The organism is Cytobacillus sp. FSL K6-0265 (genome assembly GCF_038003465.1).
Lineage (GTDB): Bacteria > Bacillota > Bacilli > Bacillales > Cytobacillaceae > Cytobacillus > Cytobacillus stercorigallinarum.
Genome location: NZ_JBBOPE010000001.1, coordinates 1,958,118 through 1,979,719, shown reverse-complemented (window position 1 = coordinate 1,979,719; position 21,602 = coordinate 1,958,118). Strand labels below are relative to the sequence as shown.

Sequence of the window (21,602 nt, the reverse complement as noted above, 5' to 3'; positions counted from 1 at the left end):
CCTTATCTTTGTTGAATTGCCACCTCTTCTTCTTCAAAAGGCCAAGATGGCAGTGGGTTACGCAGTGGCTTATCTTCACGATAGCCTAATGCATATTCACCTTGCATGACGGTATGAATTTCTCTCGTTCCTTCGTAAATAACCGGTGCTTTTGAATTTCTCAAGTATCTTTCTACTGGATATTCATCTGAGTAACCATAAGCCCCATGTACTTGAACCGCATCATTTGCCGCCTCAAACGCAGCGTCACAAGCAATCCATTTTGCTAATGATGTTTCTTTTGTATTTCTCTTACCAGCATTTTTTAGCGACCCTGCTTTGAATACAAGTAGGCGCGAAATTTCCAGGTTAGCAGTCATCTTAGCAATCATTTGTTGAACAAGTTGATGCTTTCCTATCTCCTTACCAAATGTTTTTCTTTCATGGCAATATTTCACACTTGCTTCTAAACTGGCAGCGATTAAGCCAACAGCACCAGCTGCTACTGTGAATCGACCATTATCTAATGCCGACATGGCAATTTTGAAGCCTTCCCCTTCTTCACCTAAACGGTTGGCCACCGGTACTTTTACATCAGATAAGAACACTTCACCGGTATTACCCGCTCGTATACCTAACTTACCTTTAATAGCCTTTGTTTCTACTCCAGCAAATGTTCTCTCAACAATAAAAGCTGTGATGCCTTTATGGGCTGCATCATGATCTGTTTTAGCAAATACAAGAAAGTGATCAGCTACATCGCAAAGTGAAATCCATGTTTTTGATCCGTTTAAAATATAATAGTCACCATCTTTTTTCGCTGTCGAATTCATTGCTGCTACGTCTGAACCAGCATTCGGCTCAGTAAGACCAAATGCACCTATTTTTATACCTTTTGCTTGAGGTACTAAATATTTTTGCTTTTGTTCTTCAGTTCCCCATTGTAACAAGGTCATACTATTTAACCCTGTATGAACAGACACTGCTGTTCTATAAGCTGTGTCTCCTCTTTCTAATTCCTCACATACGATTGCTAGTGTGTTATAATCCATACCAGCCCCGCCGTATTGTTCAGGGATACATACACCCATTAATTCAAGTTCTGACAACCTTTTTAAAATATGTGGTTCAAAATGTTGTTTGCGATCCCATTCTTGAATATTTGGCATAATTTCATTGTCAACAAACCGTCTCACTAATTTTTTTACACTTTCTTGTTCTTCTGTTAATTCGAAATTCATCATCATAAATCCTCCTAAATAACTTGATTTTTTTTCATTTCTTTTATTTCAGCACTGGTATATCCAACTCTTTGTAGTATTTCGGCTGTCTGTTCCCCATAAAGCGGTGGATGATGTCTTACTTTGACCGGAGATTTTGACAGCTTTAATGGCGAACCTGTTAATTTCAATGACGGGATATGAGGATGATTGCCCTCTATCACCATCTCTCTTGCCAGAACTTGTGGATCATTAAACGTTTCGCTAATTGTATGGATCGGACCGTTAGGAATAGCATGTTCATCAAATAAACGCTTCCAATTCTGTTTTGAATCTTTTAATAATTCTCGTTGTAGAATCGGTATTAGCGAACTACGATTTTCAACGCGACTACGGTTGGTGGCATACCGTTTATCGTTTATCAACTCAGCTAATTCTAAAATATTACAGAAACGGGCAAATTGTTGATCGTTGCCAACAGCAATGACCATTTCTCCATCAGCAACCGTAAATACTTGATAGGGGGCAATATTTGGATGGCAATTACCTAACCGCTTAGGTTCGGTTTTACCGACCAAATAATTACTGGCTACATTGACTAAGGCAGATATTTGACAATCTAATAATGCTATATCAATCTCCTGACCTTCTCCAGTGTGCTGACGGTGATGCAATGCACTTAATATGCCAATACAAGTATATAATCCTGTAATCACATCAGAAATGGCAACACCAACTTTCATTGGTGAGCCAGCTTCCTCTCCGGTAATATTCATTAAACCACTCATTGCTTGAATGATGTAATCATACCCAGGTAAATCTTTATATGGTCCAGTTTGACCAAACCCTGTAATAGAAGCCAAAATGATTTTACTGTTCCATTCATTTAGCTGCTTGTATCCAAGTCCCAATTTATCTAATGTACCTGTCTTAAAATTTTGTACTACGATATCAGCATCTTTTACTAAATGACGAAAAACTTCCTTCCCTTCTTCAGCTTTTAAGTTCAATGTCATACTCTCTTTATTTCTGTTTGCACATAAATAATAAGCGCTTTCACCTTCAACAAAAGGAGGTCCCCAAAATCTTGTTTCATCTCCATTCTGATGATGTTCAATTTTGATGACTTCTGCACCTAAATCACCAAGTATCATCGTACAGAATGGTCCTGCTAACACCCGTGAAAGGTCGATAATCTTTACCCCTTCTAATGCAAGCCCCATCTTTTATACACTCCATTTCTACAACAAATAAAATGGAGCCAGCAAAATAAACTTTTCCTTCAAAAAGTTTACTCTACTGACTCCTATTCACGGCTTGTTTTTCGGCAAGAAAAATCAAGTGAATCATTGTCAATGATTTTCATATTCAAACATTCAAAAAGGGAAACCATATTTGCAGTAAGGTAATTACTGTCATTGGTTTATATATTATATAATAATTAAAATTTTTAAAAAATTCAATAGTTTTTAAGAACTTTTGTTAAAAAATAAAAAGAGGAGCACTTATGGCTCCTCTTTTTATTCTCTAATCATATCCTTTGAGTTGCTTGATTCAGTATCTGTAAACAACTTTTTAAAGTCGGCATAATCATAATCCGATCGATTTACAGGAGTAAAATTCTCTGGTTCATAGAATCGAAGTAAATCAGCATTGACGACTTTGTCTGAATAAGCGAGCTTTTGCTCAACATTTTCATTCATTTCATCACCTTTTGCAATAACTTCTTCATCTTCTATTAGTTCACCTGTTTTTGAATCATAATATTTTCCACCGATGGCTGTAATTGTTGGGCTTACAAAATCGCCATTTCTAAACGGTATTAAATCATCATGTTCTTTTGAAAAAATATCAGTTCCAAAGTGAATATACTCTTTCGAATCGATACCAAGTAAATGTAATAACGTTGGTTTTAAATCAATTTGGCCCGCGTATTCATGGTTCGTTCCACCTTCCATACCTGGGACACGAATGAATAACGGTACACGTTGTAAACTTGTATCAAGAAAATCGCTATACTCTGTATCTAATACTTGTTCCATTGCTTTCTTATGGCTACTTGAAATTCCATAGTGGTCACCATACATAACGATAATTGAATTATCATAGAGTCCTGATTCTTTAAGATAATTAAAGAACTCTTCAAGCGCTTCATCCGCATATCTTGCCGTTTGGAAATAATTATCCACAGATGGATCGCCAGTTGTATGTTTCTCAATTGTCGCTTCTTCTTCATCTAATGGATACGGGTAATGATGTGTTACTGTAATAAACTTCGAATAGAAAGGTTGTGGTAATTCATCCAAATAAGCTTCTGATTGCTCAAAGAATGGTTTATCCATTAATCCGTAGTCAGTTAAGTTATCTGAATTCATATCAAAGTAACTTGCATCATAAAAACGGTCATAACCAAATCCTTTATAAATCTCATTCCTATTCCAGAATGTGCCGTTATTTCCGTGGAATACTGCAGACGTATAGCCTTTTTCTTTTAAAATGGCTGGTGCTGCATGGAATGTATTCATTCCTTTTGTCGTAAAAGCAGAACCTTGTGGTAACCCGTATAAGGAGTTTTCAAGCATAAATTCTGCATCAGCTGTTTTTCCTTGAGCTGTTTGATGGAAGAAGTTATCAAAATAAGTTGTGTTTTCTTCTTCAATTAATGAATTGAGGAATGGTGTAACTTCTTCTCCATGCAATTCATAGTTCATTAAGAAGGTTTGAATGGATTCCAAATGAAGATATATCACATTCATATCCTTCCCAATACCGAATGTTTCTGGATTGGGTTCAGCATAATTAGATTGCGTGAAGTTCACGACTTCGGTTGTATCATTGCTATCTGCCATAACTCTTTGAGCTGATGCTTTTGTACTTTGTACTGCATCATAAATAGTATAATTGTACATACCTAGATATTTAACAATATAGTTTCTATCAAATCCACGTGTTAATAATTGTGGACGATCTGCTTCAGCCAGTCCTAGGTTTGCACATGAAATTGCTAAACCTAAAGATAATACAGCAACCATGCGTCTCTTACCATAATCTTTCTTCTCAATCTTAACAAATTTAAATGCTAATAAAGCAATTAAGAATAGAAGATCTATGAAGAATAAGAAATCATATGGGCGTAGTAGAGTCGTTACACTTTTACTAACATCTGCAAAGTTTTGTGTCATTGTTAATGTTGGTAATGTGATAAAGTCCGTAAATGAACGATAATAAACCACATTGGCATATAACAAGAATGACATGATGCTGTATATTACTAATGTCGCAATATACTTTCGTCTTCCTTTAAAAAACAAAGCGAAACTAAGGAAGATTAACGATGATCCTAAAGGATTTAAAAATAAAAGAAATTGCTGTATTGGGCTGTCAACCCCGAGATTAAATTGAGTTAATTGTGTTATATACGTTTTCATCCAAAGGAAGAATACAGCTAACATAAAGAAGCCAATATATTTATCGAAGAATAAACTTTGACCTTTTTTAGATAAACTATCCATTATTGCACCTACCTTCTAGCACATTATTATAACATGCTTTAAAAAAAATTCTATAAGTAATTGGTAATAAAAACCCTTTTCTTCCCAACTACCTTCCCCGTTTTTATTGACCAGAGGCATATTATGATTATAATCGATAATTATGAACGTTCTATGACAATGTAAATTTTTCTTTAAACTTTACGCTATCACGAGTTATAAATATACTCTTTTTTGAGCAAAAGTCAAGAAATATCCTTAAAGACCTCCATAAGTCAAAACCACCCGTGATAACGGGTGGTTTGTTCTGCGGCTGAAAGCCTTTGTTACTGACCAGACCCTAAAGGGCTACTGAAGGGTTCGCCAATTGTACTACTTCTTCTGGCCAGACCTCAAAGGTCTCCTTCTTTTTATCTTTTCTTCTTTTTTCGATTTACTTCTTCTCCTGTAAATGGATCTAGATACTCCATCATACTTAATTGCTCCGCCACTACATCATCTTGTATTTGATTACGAATGTATTCTTCTATTACCTTCTTGTTTCTCCCAACTGTATCTACATAATAGCCTGTACACCAGAATTTTCTATTCCCATACTTATATTTTAGATTTGCATGACGATCAAAGATCATTAAACTACTTTTACCTTTTAGATACCCTACAAATGACGATACACTTATTTTTGGTGGGATACTCACTAACATATGTACATGATCTTTACATGCCGTTGCTTCGATTATTTCAACTCCTTTCCTTTCACATAACAGCCTTAAAATTTCTCCAATATCTTTCTTTATTTTTCCGTATATCACTTGCCTTCTATACTTTGGGGCAAACACTATATGATACTTACAATTCCACGTTGTATGTGCTAAACTATTAGTGTCTTTTGACATTAAAAACTCCTCCGTTGCTTTGATTTTGGTTGGCGAACCATGATTATCTTAGCATCTCGGAAGAGTTTTTTTAATACAACGCTATAAGCTTTTTGGAACCCTAGGCCGAGCCCAGGGTTTTCATTTACTAAATCAAAAGCTGCTTAAAATTAAGCAGCCCTTAGATGTAATAGCTAAAAATGTCAGTATTACTCACTTACACATTTAGAATTAGCATATGTCATTCTGATGTGAACTGTTCTTAAAAAACGGACTAGCTTCATTAGTATATGATGGCTAATTTGAATTATGCTAAGTTCAACTGCTCCTGCAACAACTTTGCCAGTTGTAACATGCCGTATTTACCTGCAATTCCTTCAGCGTCTGCATTATAATTCGTGTTTGTATTGATGTCATACGTATAAACACGCCCATCAGCATCTTTAATAAATTCAATTCCTGCTACATCAATTCCTGCATATTTAAGAAATTTCTCATATTTATCCATTTGTTCAGCATCCACTTCATCAGTAATTTCGAATTTAGGGCGCTTCTGTGTCTCTTCTCCCACCGGACAAAAAGCATCGCCAATTTGACAAGCATCTGCCGGACATAATTCAAATCCTTCCGAAGTATCAACTTTTACAGCATAATAAAACTTCCCGCCAATAAACTCTGCCCTTGTAATGATCTGATCTTCCGATTTTATATACTGCTGAATAAGAGTGATTCCATCAACAGGTTCTTCAAAGGAATTGCTACTAACATAGGTTTTTAGAGATTCAATTGTTTGGAATAGCTGCACACCTAAACCTTTTCCTGCTCGGTTGTGTTTCGTTATAAAAGGAGTAGTTCCTAATTTCTCGGCTGCAGTAATAATATTTTCTTTCCCAACTGCTCCAATTGTATTTGGTGTTTTAATTCCGCTTTTTTCTAGTAGGGCATATTGTTTCACTTTACTGACTTCTAACGAAAGTGCGTGACTCCCATTTAACACTTTTCTACCGTGACTTTCTAGCCAAGTAATCACACTTGCTGCTAATTCTGGAGCGAAACGATGCCCTCTCGTATGAGATGAAGCACTCATGCGATTATAAAACACCCCTTCTGGTGGTGTAGAAGTTAAATCAATTATCCCTTCATGCAAGTGCCATGTTTCGTAAGGTACTTGCAATTCATCTAATCTACTTGTCAAATGGTCTGTCCATTCATCATTTTCGTGAATAATATAGATCTTTTTCAAAGAAAACACTTCCTTTTAATTAAAACGATTATGTATAGTTACTATTATTTCACGGGTGTCAGAAATTCGCAATTATTTCATATAAAGATGCCAATTATCTTACTTTAAAATCAAGTAAAACAAGCATAAAAAAATGACTGTGAGATTAGGATCTCCAGTCACTTTTTTCTATCATTTTGACGATTCTGTTTCATTTAATGGCTCGGTTTCTAATGCTTCAGTCTGTTCTTCAGGATCTTTTGCAGGTACTGAACGTTTCATAAAGAAGACGAGAATCAACGCAATAACCGAAATAAAAGTTGAAACGAAAAAGGCAAAATTAATCCCTTCTAATGTAGATTGCAACCCAATTTGTAACATTGCTTCTTGAGATAATTCTCCTCCACCATTTTCACGTAGAGTAGCATTTGCTAAATCTTCTCCTGCAGCGTTTGCCTTATTAGACATAATTGTAATAAGCAACGCTGTACCAATAGCACCAGATACTTGGTTAAGTGTATTGTTCATTGCCGTCCCATGGGGATAGAATCGTGGTGGTAATTGGTTCAAACCGTTTGTAGATACAGGCATCATTACCATTGACATACCGAACATTCTAATTGTATGTAATATCATAATATGAATAGCCCCTGTATCCATCTCAAGGCGACTAAAAAAGTAAGTCGAGATTGTCATAATGGTTAAGCCAGTTATTGCTAATATTTTCCCACCGAATCTATCAAATAACTTTCCAGTTAGAGGTGACATTGCTGCCATTACTAATGCACCTGGCAACATCATTAAACCGGCATCAAATGGGGAAATACCTCGGATATTCTGCACATAGATAGGAATGAGTAGCATCCCTGAGAACATCGCCATATTCACAACCATTGTAATAATCGTTGAGAGTGTAAACATTGGGAATTGAAAAACACCAAAGTTTAACATCGGTTCTTTTTGCTTATTTTGTCTAATAATGAAAATGAATAGAGAAATAGCACCGACAATGATGGTTAAATAAACGTTCGTAGCACCCCATCCATCATTTCCTGCTGAGCTAAATCCATATAAAACACCACCAAACCCAATACTAGATAATAATAATGAAAGAAAATCCAATTTAATTGCTTGCTTTTCTTTTTTATCTTTTAACCATATAAAGCCTAATAGTAAAACGATTATTGCAATTGGAGAAATAAAATGAAACAGCATCCGCCAATCATAATTTTCGACAATCCAACCTGACAATGTTGGACCTATTGCTGGAGCTGCCATTAATATTAATCCAAATAAGCCCATCGCAGATCCACGTTTTTCAACAGGGAAAGAAACGAGCATCACATTCATTAATACAGGCATTAAAATAGCCGAACCGGAAGCCTGCATCATTCTTCCAATAAGTAAGATGCTAAAAATATCGGCAAATCCAGCTACAAATGTACCTAAAGTGAACATAAGCATCGCAAATAAAAACAACATGCGGACACTATATTTACGTATTAAGAACGCCGTTGCAGGGATTAAGACCCCATTTACTAACATATACCCAGTTGTTAGCCACTGGACAGTAGCCGTATCTACATTCAAATCTTCCATGATTGATGGTAAGGCGATATTTAATAGAGTGTTGTTTAAAAACGCAATAAACGCACCCACCATTAGGATTGCTAATAATCCATAGGGTGGTTTATTTGAATTTTGGTGATTTGCGGTCATTATTTCCCCTCCCTATACACATTGTTCAATTGTTTATACCACTATTTCACGCAGGACTTATCATAACTGATATGATTAGTGAATGCAATGATTATATTTCGCTTTGCGAATTTTTTTCTAAGAGAATTTTATGTTATGATACTAATTATTTAAAACTTAAAAATAAGGTGATATTTCTTGAAGGACAGAAAATTACATGTCATTCATTTAGCTCATGAATTATTTATCGAAAAAGGCTTTCAAGCTACTTCTATCCAAGATATATTATCTTATACAGGTATATCTAAAGGAACGTTCTATAATTACTTTTCCTCAAAAGCAGAATTACTGATGGCCATATTTAAAGATAGTTACAAGCTGATGGAAAAGGAAAGAGATGCTTTACTTATTGGAAAAAGTCCACAAAGTATTGAGATTTTCACACAGCAAGTTGAACAGCAAGTCATGTTTAATCATAAACATCAGCTTGTTTCTTTATTTGATGAAATGTTCATATCAGACGACTTAGAACTAAAAGCATTTATAAGAAAAGGTCAGCTCCGGACAATTAAATGGACTTATTATCGCTTTATTGAACTGTTTGGAGAGAATCGGAGAGCCTACCTTCTCGATATGTCTATTATCTTCCTTGGTATTCTTCATCAGTTGAGCAAATATTATACTGAATTATTTCAATCATCGGTCAGTATTACAAAGGTTGTTCGATATAGTGTTGAGAGAATTGTTGAAATGACAAATCAAGTTGCGACAAAGGAAGTTCAATTATTCTCACCATCCTTAATCGATACAGAGATCAATGATTTATTAGGTACTGAAACACAACAAGATGAAATTAAGCATATATGTGCACTCATGTTGGAAACGGAGACACTAACTAAGGACGAAGAATTGTTGATACAATTTATTCAAGATGAACTCCTATTAAGAAAAAAGCCAAGAAAGTTTCTAATTGATAGTGCTTTAGAGACTTTAAAACGGACAGATTCAATTTGTAATAAAGGTCGCGTTTTACGACTTCAGTTTATTGTTAACAACGCTACTTCCCAATCATAAAAAAGATAGATATTCTAACCGTTTTGCGTTAGAGTATCTATCTTTTTTTAATAAGGTTTATGTTGATAATAATAATTAGGTGACTTACTTATGTTTTTATAAGGTTTATGAAAAATATGAGTAGTAGCTGGTGATAAAGGGGGGATAAGCCAAGTCCAATCTCCAGTGACTTCCCTCTTATGTATTCTTTCCTTCGCTTCAAATTGTTTGAATTGTTCTGCAGCCGTATGATGATCTACAATACTCACTCCGTCTCGTCGAAAAGAATGCATCACTGCTAAATTTAATTCAACTAATGCACGATCTTTCCAAAGTGAAGCATTCGAGCGAATATTTAAGCCTAACCCTTCTGCAATGATAGGTAATTGATTATACCTATCTTCATCAGCAAAATTTCTAGCTCCTATTTCTGTCCCCATGTACCAACCGTTAAAAGGCGCCGCTTCATAAATGAGACCACCTATCTCCATTTTCATATCAGAAATAATGGGAATGCCATACCATTTTAACTGTAATTCTTTAAACCAAGCATAATTTGGATGTTCGATTTCTACCTCAACAATTAATTCTGTTGGTATTGTAAACCATTTAGGTTCTTCGTTGTTCTTTTGAATAACAAGCGGTAATATATCAAAACGACTATAGGTCGGCTCCCAACCAAGCTCGATGCACTTTTTTGTAAACTCAATAGAAGACCTGTCACCTAATATACCATCTTTTGTGTCGTATCCAGCATATCTAATTAATTGGTGATTCCATATACGAAAGTTTGTATCACTCTCTTTACTTGGAAATACTGTAATAGAAGGTTTAATTTTCCCACTATTTGTCGCTACTTTTATGTGCTCAAAAAGCGCCTTTGCTACTTCCTCTTCTGTTTTAGCTTCTCTCTTATCGATGACTTGAAGTGTTTCCCAAAAGAAACGCCCTATACAACGATTACTATTACGCCATGCAAGTTTGGCACCATAAGCCAATTCTTCTTGTAATTGTCTATATGATCCTGTTGAGTTCAGTTCATCAGAAATAATACTTAATCTTTTATCCGCTTGTTCTTTTGTTTGCCCTGTTTCTTCGTAAAACTGATAAATAAATTCCTGAGCTTTTTGAAATTTTTCTCTAGACAAGATAGACTGAATCCTCCTGAATGTTCATTCGATAATACTATCTTATCATATTCCTATCGTATATTAGATAAATTACAGCTTTTCTATCGTTACCTCTTTCATCTCTATGTTATCCTGTTCAATCTTTAACATCTGTTTCACATACGGATTGACAAATAATTGGTCTGGATCAAGCCTTGCTCTCCATTTGAGAAAATTTCTTAAGTGGCTGTATTTTGTAGTCAACTCTGAAAACTTTGCTTGATGAATCTTCCCCCAATGAGGACGCCCATCATACTTCTTCATAATTGTTTCCATATCGTTAAAATAGGTTTCATATGGCATACCTTTAAACATATGAAATGCAATATAAGCTGAATCTCTTCCAAAAGAGGGACTTAGCCAACTATTGTCTCTTTTTACAACACGACATTCGATTGGAAAATGAACATTATATTGTTGCTCTTCTATCTTTGCCCTTATTTCATCGATACAGGCAACCATATCCTCTAATGGAATGGCATACTCCATTTCAACAAACTTTACTTTTCGTGGAGTAGCAAATAAATCATAACTTGGCGCATATTGCTCACTATTACTAATGGCTCTTGCGCTTATGCGACTAACTGATTTAGTTAGATTTGGCCATTTGCGACATAAGACAGATAGAAACCCAAATATATAATTCTCCATTATCATACTTTCAATCCTACGCCATTTCCTTGTCCGAGGCTTTTTGTCTGTTATATTCATTGTTTTTATTTGCACATGGTTAGAATAGGGGAACAAGAAACATTCAAAATGGCGGTTCTCATGGATATAGGAGCTAATCTGATGTTTTAAATCACTATAAAGTATTTTCCTACTTTTATAAACATAGGTCGGTGCGTGGATGACTTTTAGTTTCACTTTTACAACAATACCCAACAAGCCTAACGAAACAAGCGAGACATCGTACAAATGTGAGTTTACTTGGCGAGAAATCATTAGTTCCTCTCCTTCAGCTGTTATCATCACTAATTCTTCAACTTGTGTAGAAATATTGCCAAATTTCATACCCGTCCCGTGTGTACCAGTTGATATCGCACCGGCAATACTTTGCGTATTTATATCACCAAGATTTTCTTGCGCCCAACCTTTCTCACCTAAATATTTTCCGATTTCATATAATTTAGTGCCCCCATATACCTCTACTAAACCTTGGTCCTCATCAAAGAAAATCACACCGGATAAACGGTCTAATGAAACGAACCACTCATCGGTTTGAATCAGGTTTGTGAAAGAATGTCCGGATCCTACCACTCTAATCTTCTTCTTTTCCTTTCTTGCATTATTTACCACTTCTATCACATCATCTATGCTTTCTGGAAAAAATAATTGCCCTGCATTGAATTGTACATTTCCTGCCCAGTTTTGAATAGATGCGAGTGAAGTTTTTCTCATAGGAAACACATCCCTTCTCCTCTATACGTTTTTAATGTAAATGTAGATTGATTCTCCGAGTAGCAATGAATCTCTGTAAACCTTTCACATACCTCTCCTGCTTTCGCAGCCCGAAAAACAACGGCACTCCCTATGGATAAACGTCCCTTTGAATAAGACAATGGTGTTTGCACTTCACCAGCACCTTCCATTGGTAAAAGCTTCATGCCATATGGATATACAGGAAGTGGCATCTTCGTGCGGTCAGTAACACCGGAAGCAATGTATCCTCCTCCGAGACATGTATAGATATTCTTTTTCGCTTGACGGACAATAGGTACTGCAAAAAAAAGGGCAGGTTCGTATTTGATCTCTTGATAATAATCAAAAAGAAGCGGTGAATAAAAGCCTGACCCGACAGTCATTTCCGACACTTGTTCATCTGTTGCCGTATAATGGATACTCCCAGTCCCGCCACCATTCACTAAAGCAGGTGTATACCCTCGTTGTTGTAAAGCTATAGCGATTTCTGCCCTCTTCCGTTTGACTTCTCGTTTTGCTTTTTGTTTCATTAAACGAATAATGGTATTTTTTCCATATGAATGCGGAACGTTATCTCCAACACCAGCAATTTGTGCTTCATATCCCATGATTCCCTTCCAGTGAAGCACTTCACTCGCATTAATAGCTTCAACTATAGCTAGGACTTCAGAGGGGCTCCTTAAAGAAGAACGGCGGACACCAAAATGGAAACCAAAAATATTTGTACTCATATCTATATCTATACAAACTGAAAACTGACCATAAACAGACTTTGCTAATTTTATTAAATAATCAACATGCGCTAAGGAATCGACCATGACAGTGATTTCTTTCGCATGATCACGAGCAATGATTGATAGAAATTTTTCATCCATACTTGGGTAGCCAAGCAATATGTCATTAAAACCCTGCTTCACTAATGTTAAGCTTTCACCAGCAGTATAAGTCATAATACCTTGATAGCATTCATTTGATGCCAAGATACGCTTTATCACTTCAATGGAACGAATAGACTTTGTTGCTACTCTTATTTTTTTTCCTTTTGCATGCAGTGCAATGGCCTGGCAGTTTCGATCGAAAGCATCTAAATCTAAGAAAAGTGCAGGCATCGATAAGAATTCTATTTTTTTCATATCCATTAAAATCTCACCACCATGATTTCGCATAATATAAGAAAAGCGACTTTCTAGTGAAAGCCGCTTTGCCTGTTGATCATTATGATATTATTTGACTCCTGTATTCGCTTTAACAGATACTTCAGCATATTTCTTCTCATCTCGTTTATTTGATACAACTGCACCAATATATGCTGCTAAAAACCCTGCTGGAACTGATACAATTGCCGGATTCGTTAACGGGAATATTGGATCACCAACAAGAATCGCTGTACCTTCTGGGCTTAATACACTTGGACTAATAGCTACTAAAACAAGTGCCGTTACAAGACCGGTTACCATACCAGAAATAGCACCTGCTGTGTTGAACTTCTTCCAGTAAATTGTATAAATGATAACTGGTAAGTTCGCACTTGCTGCCACACAGAAAGCTAAAGATACTAAGAAGGCGACATTTAATGTTTGCGCAAATAGTGCAAGAATAATCGAAAGTACAGAAACACCAATGGAAGCATATCTTGCTGCTAGCATTTGCTCTCTCTCAGTTGCTTTACCTTTTTTAATAATTTGCCCATAAATATCATGTGCAAAGGCTGAAGCTCCTGAGAGCACAAGCCCAGCAACAACGGCAAGAATTGTTGCAAACGCAACGGCAGAAACGAATGACATGAGGAAGTCTCCGCCAAGCGCTTCAGCTAAGAGCGGTGCTGCCATATTACCAGCTGCATTTGCTGCGACGATATCTTGTGAACCTACAAACGCCGCCGCTCCAAATCCTAGGAATATTGTCAAAATATAGAATATTCCTACAATCCAAGTAGCTGTGACAACAGAACTTCTCGCTGTTTTAGCATCTTTCACTGTGAAAAATCTCATCAAAATATGTGGAAGTCCAGCTGTACCTAATACCAGAGCGACCATCATTGACAATGTGTCAACACCGTTCGTATATTTCACACCTGGGTTTAAATACGATTCACCGTGTGATGTTACCGTTTTCATTTTCTCAAACATACCAATAATATTGAAGTTAAACTCTTTTAAAACAAGGAATGAAATAATAACTGTTCCTATCATCAATAGAGCCGCTTTAATAATTTGAACCCAACTAGTTGCAGTCATTCCGCCGAATAAGACATAAGTTGTCATCATGACACCTACGATTACAACAGCAATCCAATAATCAATACCTAACAATAATTGTATAAGTGCACCTGCTCCAACTAATTGAGCAATCATATAGAAAATAACAATCGTTATCGTGCTAATTGCCGCTACTCCTCGAACTTTCTTTTCACTAAACCTGGCACTAATCATATCAGCAATTGTATATTTACCCAAATTTCTTAGTGGTTCAGCAACAATATATAATACAACTAAATAAGCCACTAAGTATCCAATAGAATAGAAGAAACCATCAAACCCGAATAATGCAATCGCACCCGCAATACCTAAAAAGGAAGCGGCTGATAAATAATCACCAGCAATCGCTAAGCCGTTCTGCCAACCTGTTAATCCTCCGCCAGCTGTATAAAACTCACTTGCTGTATTCGTGCGTTTTGCTGCCCAATAAGTTACCACTAATGTCATCGCTACGATTAATACGAATAAAGTTAGACCAATTCCACTCATAATTAACGTTCTCCTTGTGTTTTATGACTTTCAATGATTTCTTCTGCAGCTTTATCAAATTTTGCAGCTTTTTTAACGTAAATCATGCATAAAACCCAAGTCATGACAAATTGTGCAAACGCATACACCCAAGTCCAAGTAATAGAGCCGATTGCCGGTTGATTAAGCACATTCGTAAACGAAGTCAGTATCGGTAGCATAAAATAAAAGAGCATGAAAAAAATAATCATTGGCACTAAAAAGGCTTTCTTAGCACTTAATAAATTTTTAAAAGCAGAACTACTTGCCACAACCTCATAATTAATATTCTTTTCCTTTTGGTCATGCGCTTTTGCTAAATTATCCAATGGATCCCCTCCTATTTTTCTGAAATATAAGTATATTCTAAAAAATATAATAAATATATGCAATAGAATTTGTACTAAAAAATAAAAATTTATTTTTAGACATGTTTCGACAATAGCAAGAAATCCTAATATAATAGAAAGTAAATTATTTACTATCGTTTGCGAGGGAAATCATGAAAAAAGTACGTCTAATAAAAGACTATCAAAACTTTAAAAAGGGTACCCCTTTTCTCGTCATTACTGAATCTGAATTTATTGGTGTGAAAGAATATGTATTGAGAACATATGATCTACACCATCGATTACTAATCACCGACAAGGAATACGCAACACTGTTTTCACAAATTGGGGAAAACTAACCTCTTCTGCTACACTTGCTTGTCTGATTGATTAAGAAGCCTTATAATAAGGTAAGAATAAGAACGGTAAGGGTGAAAAGAACATGCTCGATGGTTGGTTTATGTGGTTTATACTTTTTTGGGTTGTAACATTAGTAATCCTTATGTCCATTGGCGGGTTTTTTATGTTCCGAAAGTTTTTAAAACGGTTGCCAAAAGCGGACGGTAAATCTGATATGGACTGGGAAGAATATTATGTAAGACAAACACAGCATTTATGGGGACAGCAAGAAAAAGAGTTATTAAATGATCTCGTTAGCCCAGTACCAGAACTCTTTCGTGATGTCGCGCGGCAAAAAATAGCCGGAAAAATTGGTGAATTAGCTGTAAAAGAAAAAGCAACAAAGATAACAGAAGAAATTCTCATCCGCGGCTACATAATTGCTACACCAAAAAAAGATCATAAATTTCTAAGAAAAAAACTGGCACAAAAAGAAATCAACATGACACCATATGAACATCTTTTTTAAACGAATCAAAAAAGGATCCATAACAAAGAAGCACCTTTAAGAGTTAGTACACTCTTAAAGGTGCTTCTTTCATTATTAAGTAGTTGGTCTCGATTCTACTTGTTTGACATGTACCGCTTTGTCCATTTTGCGAAATTGAAAGAACATCGCCACACGCCATGGAACAATCATTGCAAATGCTAATAAATAAAACATTCCTGCAAGCGCACCAACATCAATAGTCGAACTTAGCATCAATTTGGCAACAAGGCGAATAATAAGCAAGCTTATTAAGATAAATATAAACGCTTTCGATTTCTTTAAATAGATTTCGGATCCCTTGGTTTCAAATTTAGTCGTTTTGATTAAAATCAAGGAAAACAATGCCCCTACTATAACAGCTTCCAATAATTCTATTGACGTAACGCGAAAATAGGGAAAAATAAACATTAATGCCCCCGTACTCATAAATACGGGAGGTAAGATTATCTTCTTAATCGTGACTGGATGATTAGCCGCCTTCATTCGAATGAACATAGCTAATACTGCCATAGAAACAGCTCCAATTGATGTCAACAACACCATGTCCATAAAAAACATCCTTTTACAATAAGATCAATGACACTTATTATTATAGCTAATTACTATTCAATAGTAAATTATATGTATGATTTTAAGATAACACTCGCGATACAGCATCTATCACTCTAACTTCATCAAATGGTTTGATAATAAAGTCTTTTGCTCCCGCTTCGATCGCTTCTACTACCATTTTTTGTTGCCCCATGGCTGAACACATGACAATTCTAGCTGTTGGGTATTCAGCTTTAATTTTTCTCATTGCTTCTAACCCGCTCATCTCTGGCATCGTAATATCCATAGTCACAAGATCTGGCGTTAATTCTTCATATAAGGCAATGGCTTGTTTACCATTCTCTGCTTCGCCAACAATATCATGATTCGCTTTTTTTAATATATTCTTTAAAGTCAACCTCATAAATTTCGCATCATCTACTACTAATATCTTTGCCACCTATTATTCCTCCTCCAAACACCATGCGCTACAACATCTTATATAATGAACTACTTTGATTTCAAAGTAATATCACTCATTACAATATATCTAATTTTTCTAATAATTTCAATTTAAACCCAACGACAATTTTCGCACGTATCAAAAAGCGAGTTTTCCTCGCTTTTTGATGCAATGATCGCTATTAAAAACCCGTAAAGCCACCTGTCAACATAGTGAGAAGGGAGATAATATCAGTCATCCAATCAAAGAACAAGACGACGCCCATTACAATCATCAATATCCCACCAATTCTCATAATCGTTACATTGTGTTTTTTAATCCATTTCATTCTACCGATAAAGAAAGACAATATCAAAAATGGGACAGCAAAACCAATAATATAGGCAATCATATAAAATAAACCTGATCCAGGGTTTGTCGCTGAAAGTAAAATAACTGATGCTAAAATAGGCCCAGAGCAAGGAGTCCAACCAGCAGCAAAGGCTAGACCTATTAGAACTGAACCGAAATAACCAGTCGGGCGATTTTTAAAATCAAATCTCCTTTCTTTCATTAAGAATGCTGGTTTAAGCAAACCTAAGATCACAAGCCCAAATAAAACAATAAAAATTGCGCCAATTTGACGAATGAGATCAGCATATTCATAAAAAAAGCTACCTATATAAGAAGAACCAAAACCGATGGCAATAAAAACAATTGAAAATCCTAATAAAAAGCATAGCGTATGTATCAAACTACGTTTTTGTAGCAGTGCATTCTCCGTTTTTAACTCGCCTACGCTCATTCCAGTGATATACGATAAAAATGCCGGATATAATGGTAAACAGCATGGCGAGATGAAACTCAAAAAACCTGCACCAAGAGCAATTATAAAATTCACATCAGTCATATCAACACCTCCATACCTTCCCCTTTTTCCTTCCCCATTCTATCAAAACATTATGTGAAAAGAAATTAATCTTTTTGAATAATTTGTGTCTAACATAGAATACACAGGTTAAACACAAGCTTTATGTCGTCAATGTATCAAATCAGTTGAATAAATAGTTTTTTTGTATCATGAATGTAAAGAGTTTTACATAAGTTTCTTTTGAATTAATTACCATTATTCGCTATAATTAATAAAAGAATATTTGGGACAAAATAGAAACTACTTCATGGTTAGAACAAAATCGCAGAGGAGTTTTAGGTGCGTGAACAAACAAGAATTACTATTATTAATTGAACAAAAAAGACGGGAACTGATTCAAACCGCTATGAGAAACGGCCTCAACTCTGCTTCTGCCATCAAATATAGTCAGGAGTTAGATTCTCTATTAAATGAATATAATCGTCTTTACGAGAGTAGACTTACATTAAATAGACAAGCATAAAAGGCTAACACTTGAATTTCATTTTAAAAAATATTAACAAGTGATTTGATATCATAGAATTCGACAATATGATCCTAATGAAAGAAATAGACCAAAGCTAAAATTAGCTTTGGTCTATTCTTTGTTGCAATGAAGAACCGAAAAATAAAGTTGATCTGTTTCTATCTATATGCAATTGAACCTAGAAACTTTATTTAACTGACGTTCTTAAGTTATTTTCCAGGTTGTTGCTTATTCATCGCATTCATCATTTGGTTAATTTTCTTCTGAGATGGCTTCATTCCCATTTGCATCATCATCATTTTAAGCATTTGTTCATTAATTGGTGGATTTTTCTTAAGGTAGCTCATCATATATTTACGAGCGATGAAAAATCCTAGTGCTACACCAGCAAGTAATGCTAATATACCAACTAGAATATATGTCCACATACTACTTCCTCCTTCATGTTGTCTATCATACAGTGTACTAGACCAAAGGTTATTATACAATATTTGCTGATGATTTTCTCTAATTTAGACAAACTTTCTTTCTTTTAATGGCTTTAACCAGCCAAATCGATTATGAAAAAGGTCAATAGCTAAATAGGAACTCTCTTCTTTTCGTAGAACTTCAAAGAACACCGTCTCTGCATCATAGTTTCCTGAAGCCTCTAAACTTAGAAAACGATCATGGATCATCAACTTTGCTTGACTATTTTTTTCTTTAATGTAAAACGCATTGCTCTTATAAGAAACTTTTTTCTCTGCATATAATTCTCTATACAAATCATTATTTACTTTATCTTTTGGAATATTCTTGGTGATAAAGGCAATTTGTTTTCCCAAAATAAATTGGATCGTGCCTGTCGCTTGTTCATATTCCTTGAACAGCTGATAAAACATTTGCTCTCTACCAAAATAATGAGACGCAAAAGGTTCATCTATTAAATATAGCTGATACGTTCTCATAGAATTACTCCTTTTTAGACAAGTCTTTCTCTTATTATAAAATTTTATTTCAGTATTTTCTGTCTCTTTTTGTTATAAATCTCTACTTTTTTTGTCGAAAAAAAACGAAGAGGGAAATTCCCTCTTCGCTCATGTTTATAAGCTCTTTACTTTGCTTACAATATTCTCTACAGTAAAACCGTACTCTTTTATTAGAATATCTCCTGGTGCTGAGGCACCGAATTGATCAATCCCTAAAACGTCGCCTTCTAGGCCCACATATTTATGCCAGCCGAATGATGCTGCCATTTCAATGGCTAAACGTTTGGTTACATTTTTAGGTAAGACAGATTCTTTATATTCATTTGATTGAGCATCAAATCTCTTCCAATCCGGCATACTGATTACCGCCACATCAAAGCCTTCTTCTTTTAACGCAGCTTTAGCCTTCACCGCTAATTCTACCTCTGACCCTGTCGCTAAAAGAAGCGCATCTGGTTGCTCTTTTTCTGCTTTCGCAATCACATAAGCACCTTTTTCTACTCCTTCAAGGGCTAACTCTGCTGAGTTTGGTAGTGTAGCAATATTTTGCCTAGTTAACACAAGTGCTGTTGGTTGATCTTTTGACTCAATCGCTAGCTTCCAGGCAGCTGAAGTCTCATTTCCATCAGCTGGGCGAATCACAGCTAAATTAGGCATGGCACGAAGCGCTGCTAATTGTTCAACCGGTTCATGCGTAGGCCCATCTTCACCTACAGCAATGCTGTCATGTGTAAAAACATAAGTAACTGGGAGCTTCATTAATGCTGCAAGTCGAATAGCTGGTCTTAAGTAGTCGGAGAATACAAAGAATGTCCCTCCAAAGACATTTAGACCACCGTGTAAAGCCATACCATTTAAAGCTGCACCCATGGCAAATTCTCGTACCCCAAACCAAATATTTTTACCAGCATAATTAGTTGCTGAGAAGTCTTCTGCATCTTTCATCATCGTCTTATTCGAGCCCGCTAAGTCAGCTGAACCACCAAAGAAAGATGGTAAGTTCTTCGCGATACCATTGAGAGCTTCCCCTGAAGATGCTCTAGTTGCTAAGCTTTTGCCTTCTTCATAAACAGGAAGATCTTTATCCCAACCATTTGGTAATTCACCTTTGATTGCACCTTCTAGCTGTTCTGCTAATTCCGGATGATCTTTTTTGTAAGCAGCAAAAAGATCTTTCCATTCACGATCTACTTTTTCACCGTTAATAGCTACATTTTGATTGAAGTGTGCATATACTTCTTCAGGCACATGAAAATCTTCTTCAAATGTCCACTCATAAGCATCTTTTGTTAATTTTAATTCAGCTGAACCTAGTGGTGATCCATGAGAAGCAGAGGAGCCTGCCTTATTCGGGGATCCATAACCAATTACCGTCTTAACTTCAATTAATGTCGGTTGTGTAGTATTTTGACGAGCGCTGTCAATTGCCTGGGCAATTTCATCGAGATTATTTCCATCTTCTACTCGGAGATAATGCCAGCCATAACTCTTAAAACGATCCGCTACACTTTCAGAAAATGATTGATCTAAATCTCCGTCTAATGAAATATCATTAGAATCATACATTACGATCAGCTTTCCTAATTGAAGGTGACCAGCAAGAGAAGCGGCTTCTGCTGACACTCCCTCCATTAAGTCTCCATCTCCGCATATACTATATGTATAGTGGTCTACTACATTGTAGCCATCTTTATTATATTCAGCTGATAGGTGGCTTTCTGCCATTGCCATCCCAACTGCCATGGCAATCCCTTGTCCTAATGGACCTGTTGTGGCATCTACACCTGGTGTATGGCCAAATTCAGGATGTCCTGGTGTTTTACTACCCCACTGGCGAAATTCCTTAATATCATCTAAAGAAAGATCATATCCCGATAAATGAAGGAGACTATACAATAGCATAGACCCATGACCTGCAGATAACACGAAGCGATCACGATTAAACCAATCAGGATTTTTGGGATTATGATTCATAAACTTTGTCCATAAAGTATACGCCATTGGCGCAGCTCCCATTGGCATTCCTGGATGACCAGAGTTTGCCTTCTCGACTGCATCGATTGACAATGTTCTTATGGCGCTAATTGATAAAGCATCTGTTTTGTTGAACATGAACGACATCCTTTCAATATATATCCTACAAATTAAATAT

General features: G+C 35.9%; 21 protein-coding genes. 4 read left to right on the top strand and 17 right to left on the bottom strand.

Features of this window, described 5'->3' with window-relative positions; translation table 11 throughout:
- Positions 1-2: 2 nt before the first annotated feature.
- The 6 genes from MHH73_RS10150 to MHH73_RS10125 form a co-directional block, all read right to left on the bottom strand.
- On the bottom strand, positions 3-1,220 hold the full coding sequence (locus tag MHH73_RS10150; RefSeq protein ID WP_191812672.1) for an acyl-CoA dehydrogenase family protein: 1,218 nt from the start codon (positions 1,218-1,220) through the stop codon (positions 3-5).
- 14 nt (positions 1,221-1,234) lie between these two features.
- Positions 1,235-2,422, bottom strand: a complete 1,188-nt coding sequence (locus tag MHH73_RS10145) for a CaiB/BaiF CoA transferase family protein (RefSeq protein ID WP_341066502.1) — start codon at positions 2,420-2,422, stop codon at positions 1,235-1,237.
- Between the two features lie 297 nt (positions 2,423-2,719).
- The gene (locus MHH73_RS10140) at positions 2,720-4,711 is read right to left on the bottom strand and encodes an LTA synthase family protein (RefSeq protein ID WP_191812016.1); all 1,992 of its coding nucleotides are present in this window, start codon (positions 4,709-4,711) and stop codon (positions 2,720-2,722) included.
- 389 nt (positions 4,712-5,100) lie between these two features.
- Entirely contained in the window at positions 5,101-5,586 is a 486-nt protein-coding gene (tnpA, locus tag MHH73_RS10135; protein ID WP_191817419.1) for an IS200/IS605 family transposase, read from the bottom strand.
- A 286-nt stretch (positions 5,587-5,872) separates the two neighbouring features.
- Positions 5,873-6,808 carry an ATP-grasp domain-containing protein gene (locus MHH73_RS10130; protein ID WP_191812018.1) on the bottom strand — a complete coding sequence of 312 codons (936 nt, stop codon included), beginning with the start codon at positions 6,806-6,808 and terminating at the stop codon, positions 5,873-5,875.
- Positions 6,809-6,979: 171 nt separating this feature from the next.
- Positions 6,980-8,506 (bottom strand): MDR family MFS transporter, encoded by a 1,527-nt coding sequence (locus MHH73_RS10125; RefSeq protein WP_191812020.1) that lies wholly within the window; start codon positions 8,504-8,506, stop codon positions 6,980-6,982.
- 177 nt (positions 8,507-8,683) lie between these two features.
- Here MHH73_RS10125 and MHH73_RS10120 point away from each other — a divergent pair, with 177 nt between their 5' ends.
- Positions 8,684-9,559 carry a TetR/AcrR family transcriptional regulator gene (locus tag MHH73_RS10120; RefSeq protein ID WP_191812022.1) on the top strand — a complete coding sequence of 292 codons (876 nt, stop codon included), beginning with the start codon at positions 8,684-8,686 and terminating at the stop codon, positions 9,557-9,559.
- 47 nt (positions 9,560-9,606) lie between these two features.
- Here the strand turns inward: MHH73_RS10120 and MHH73_RS10115 are convergent, their stop codons facing one another.
- The 5 genes from MHH73_RS10115 to MHH73_RS10095 all read right to left on the bottom strand — a co-directional run bounded on the left by MHH73_RS10115 (position 9,607) and on the right by MHH73_RS10095 (position 15,223).
- Positions 9,607-10,686, bottom strand: a complete 1,080-nt coding sequence (locus MHH73_RS10115; protein ID WP_191812024.1) for a nitric oxide synthase oxygenase — start codon at positions 10,684-10,686, stop codon at positions 9,607-9,609.
- 72 nt (positions 10,687-10,758) lie between these two features.
- Complete coding sequence (locus tag MHH73_RS10110; RefSeq protein ID WP_191812026.1) at positions 10,759-12,108, bottom strand: D-arabinono-1,4-lactone oxidase; 1,350 nt, start codon at positions 12,106-12,108, stop codon at positions 10,759-10,761.
- A complete protein-coding gene (locus MHH73_RS10105; protein WP_341066496.1) occupies positions 12,105-13,268 on the bottom strand; it encodes an alanine racemase in 1,164 nt (387 codons plus the stop codon). The genes MHH73_RS10110 and MHH73_RS10105 overlap by 4 nt, the downstream gene beginning before the upstream one ends.
- 84 nt (positions 13,269-13,352) lie before the next feature.
- The gene (locus tag MHH73_RS10100) at positions 13,353-14,876 is read right to left on the bottom strand and encodes a solute symporter family protein (RefSeq protein ID WP_191812030.1); all 1,524 of its coding nucleotides are present in this window, start codon (positions 14,874-14,876) and stop codon (positions 13,353-13,355) included.
- Between the two features lie 2 nt (positions 14,877-14,878).
- Entirely contained in the window at positions 14,879-15,223 is a 345-nt protein-coding gene (locus MHH73_RS10095; RefSeq protein ID WP_191812032.1) for a DUF485 domain-containing protein, read from the bottom strand.
- Between the two features lie 173 nt (positions 15,224-15,396).
- Between MHH73_RS10095 and MHH73_RS10090 the strand changes: the two genes are divergently transcribed.
- Together MHH73_RS10090 and MHH73_RS10085 are read left to right on the top strand one after the other, a co-directional pair.
- Entirely contained in the window at positions 15,397-15,582 is a 186-nt protein-coding gene (locus tag MHH73_RS10090; protein WP_191812034.1) for a hypothetical protein, read from the top strand.
- Positions 15,583-15,665: 83 nt separating this feature from the next.
- Entirely contained in the window at positions 15,666-16,091 is a 426-nt protein-coding gene (locus MHH73_RS10085) for a DUF2621 domain-containing protein (RefSeq protein WP_191812036.1), read from the top strand.
- A gap of 75 nt (positions 16,092-16,166) precedes the next feature.
- Here MHH73_RS10085 and MHH73_RS10080 read toward each other — a convergent pair whose 3' ends face one another.
- The 3 genes from MHH73_RS10080 to MHH73_RS10070 form a co-directional block, all read right to left on the bottom strand.
- Positions 16,167-16,661, bottom strand: a complete 495-nt coding sequence (locus MHH73_RS10080; protein ID WP_191812038.1) for a CcdC family protein — start codon at positions 16,659-16,661, stop codon at positions 16,167-16,169.
- Between the two features lie 82 nt (positions 16,662-16,743).
- Entirely contained in the window at positions 16,744-17,103 is a 360-nt protein-coding gene (locus MHH73_RS10075; protein ID WP_191812040.1) for a response regulator, read from the bottom strand.
- 184 nt (positions 17,104-17,287) lie between these two features.
- Positions 17,288-17,995 carry a cytochrome c biogenesis CcdA family protein gene (locus MHH73_RS10070; RefSeq protein ID WP_191812042.1) on the bottom strand — a complete coding sequence of 236 codons (708 nt, stop codon included), beginning with the start codon at positions 17,993-17,995 and terminating at the stop codon, positions 17,288-17,290.
- A gap of 304 nt (positions 17,996-18,299) precedes the next feature.
- Between MHH73_RS10070 and MHH73_RS10065 the strand changes: the two genes are divergently transcribed.
- Positions 18,300-18,479: an aspartyl-phosphate phosphatase Spo0E family protein gene (locus MHH73_RS10065; protein WP_318245450.1), complete on the top strand. Its 180-nt coding sequence runs from the start codon at positions 18,300-18,302 to the stop codon at positions 18,477-18,479.
- Between the two features lie 212 nt (positions 18,480-18,691).
- On the opposite strand, the gene MHH73_RS10060 is transcribed toward MHH73_RS10065, so the two are convergent.
- The 3 genes from MHH73_RS10060 to tkt all read right to left on the bottom strand — a co-directional run bounded on the left by MHH73_RS10060 (position 18,692) and on the right by tkt (position 21,562).
- Entirely contained in the window at positions 18,692-18,910 is a 219-nt protein-coding gene (locus MHH73_RS10060) for a YneF family protein (protein ID WP_095369430.1), read from the bottom strand.
- An 84-nt stretch (positions 18,911-18,994) separates the two neighbouring features.
- Positions 18,995-19,429, bottom strand: a complete 435-nt coding sequence (gene sirA, locus MHH73_RS10055) for a sporulation inhibitor of replication protein SirA (RefSeq protein WP_191812046.1) — start codon at positions 19,427-19,429, stop codon at positions 18,995-18,997.
- 135 nt (positions 19,430-19,564) lie between these two features.
- A complete protein-coding gene (tkt, locus tag MHH73_RS10050) occupies positions 19,565-21,562 on the bottom strand; it encodes a transketolase (protein ID WP_191812048.1) in 1,998 nt (665 codons plus the stop codon).
- Between the last annotated feature and the right edge of the window lie 40 nt (positions 21,563-21,602).

Coding starts and splice junctions, on each gene's coding strand:
- tkt (WP_191812048.1), bottom strand. CDS start 21,562: ATGTTCAACAAAACAGATGCTTTATCAATTAGCGCCATAAGAACATTG.
- MHH73_RS10125 (WP_191812020.1), bottom strand. CDS start 8,506: ATGACCGCAAATCACCAAAATTCAAATAAACCACCCTATGGATTATTA.
- MHH73_RS10060 (WP_095369430.1), bottom strand. CDS start 18,910: ATGTGGACATATATTCTAGTTGGTATATTAGCATTACTTGCTGGTGTA.
- MHH73_RS10150 (WP_191812672.1), bottom strand. CDS start 1,220: ATGAATTTCGAATTAACAGAAGAACAAGAAAGTGTAAAAAAATTAGTG.
- MHH73_RS10085 (WP_191812036.1), top strand. CDS start 15,666: ATGCTCGATGGTTGGTTTATGTGGTTTATACTTTTTTGGGTTGTAACA.
- MHH73_RS10100 (WP_191812030.1), bottom strand. CDS start 14,876: ATGAGTGGAATTGGTCTAACTTTATTCGTATTAATCGTAGCGATGACA.
- sirA (WP_191812046.1), bottom strand. CDS start 19,429: ATGAGAACGTATCAGCTATATTTAATAGATGAACCTTTTGCGTCTCAT.
- MHH73_RS10070 (WP_191812042.1), bottom strand. CDS start 17,995: ATGACTGATGTGAATTTTATAATTGCTCTTGGTGCAGGTTTTTTGAGT.
- MHH73_RS10145 (WP_341066502.1), bottom strand. CDS start 2,422: ATGGGGCTTGCATTAGAAGGGGTAAAGATTATCGACCTTTCACGGGTG.
- MHH73_RS10140 (WP_191812016.1), bottom strand. CDS start 4,711: ATGGATAGTTTATCTAAAAAAGGTCAAAGTTTATTCTTCGATAAATAT.
- MHH73_RS10080 (WP_191812038.1), bottom strand. CDS start 16,661: ATGGACATGGTGTTGTTGACATCAATTGGAGCTGTTTCTATGGCAGTA.
- MHH73_RS10090 (WP_191812034.1), top strand. CDS start 15,397: ATGAAAAAAGTACGTCTAATAAAAGACTATCAAAACTTTAAAAAGGGT.
- tnpA (WP_191817419.1), bottom strand. CDS start 5,586: ATGTCAAAAGACACTAATAGTTTAGCACATACAACGTGGAATTGTAAG.
- MHH73_RS10110 (WP_191812026.1), bottom strand. CDS start 12,108: ATGAGAAAAACTTCACTCGCATCTATTCAAAACTGGGCAGGAAATGTA.
- MHH73_RS10105 (WP_341066496.1), bottom strand. CDS start 13,268: ATGGATATGAAAAAAATAGAATTCTTATCGATGCCTGCACTTTTCTTA.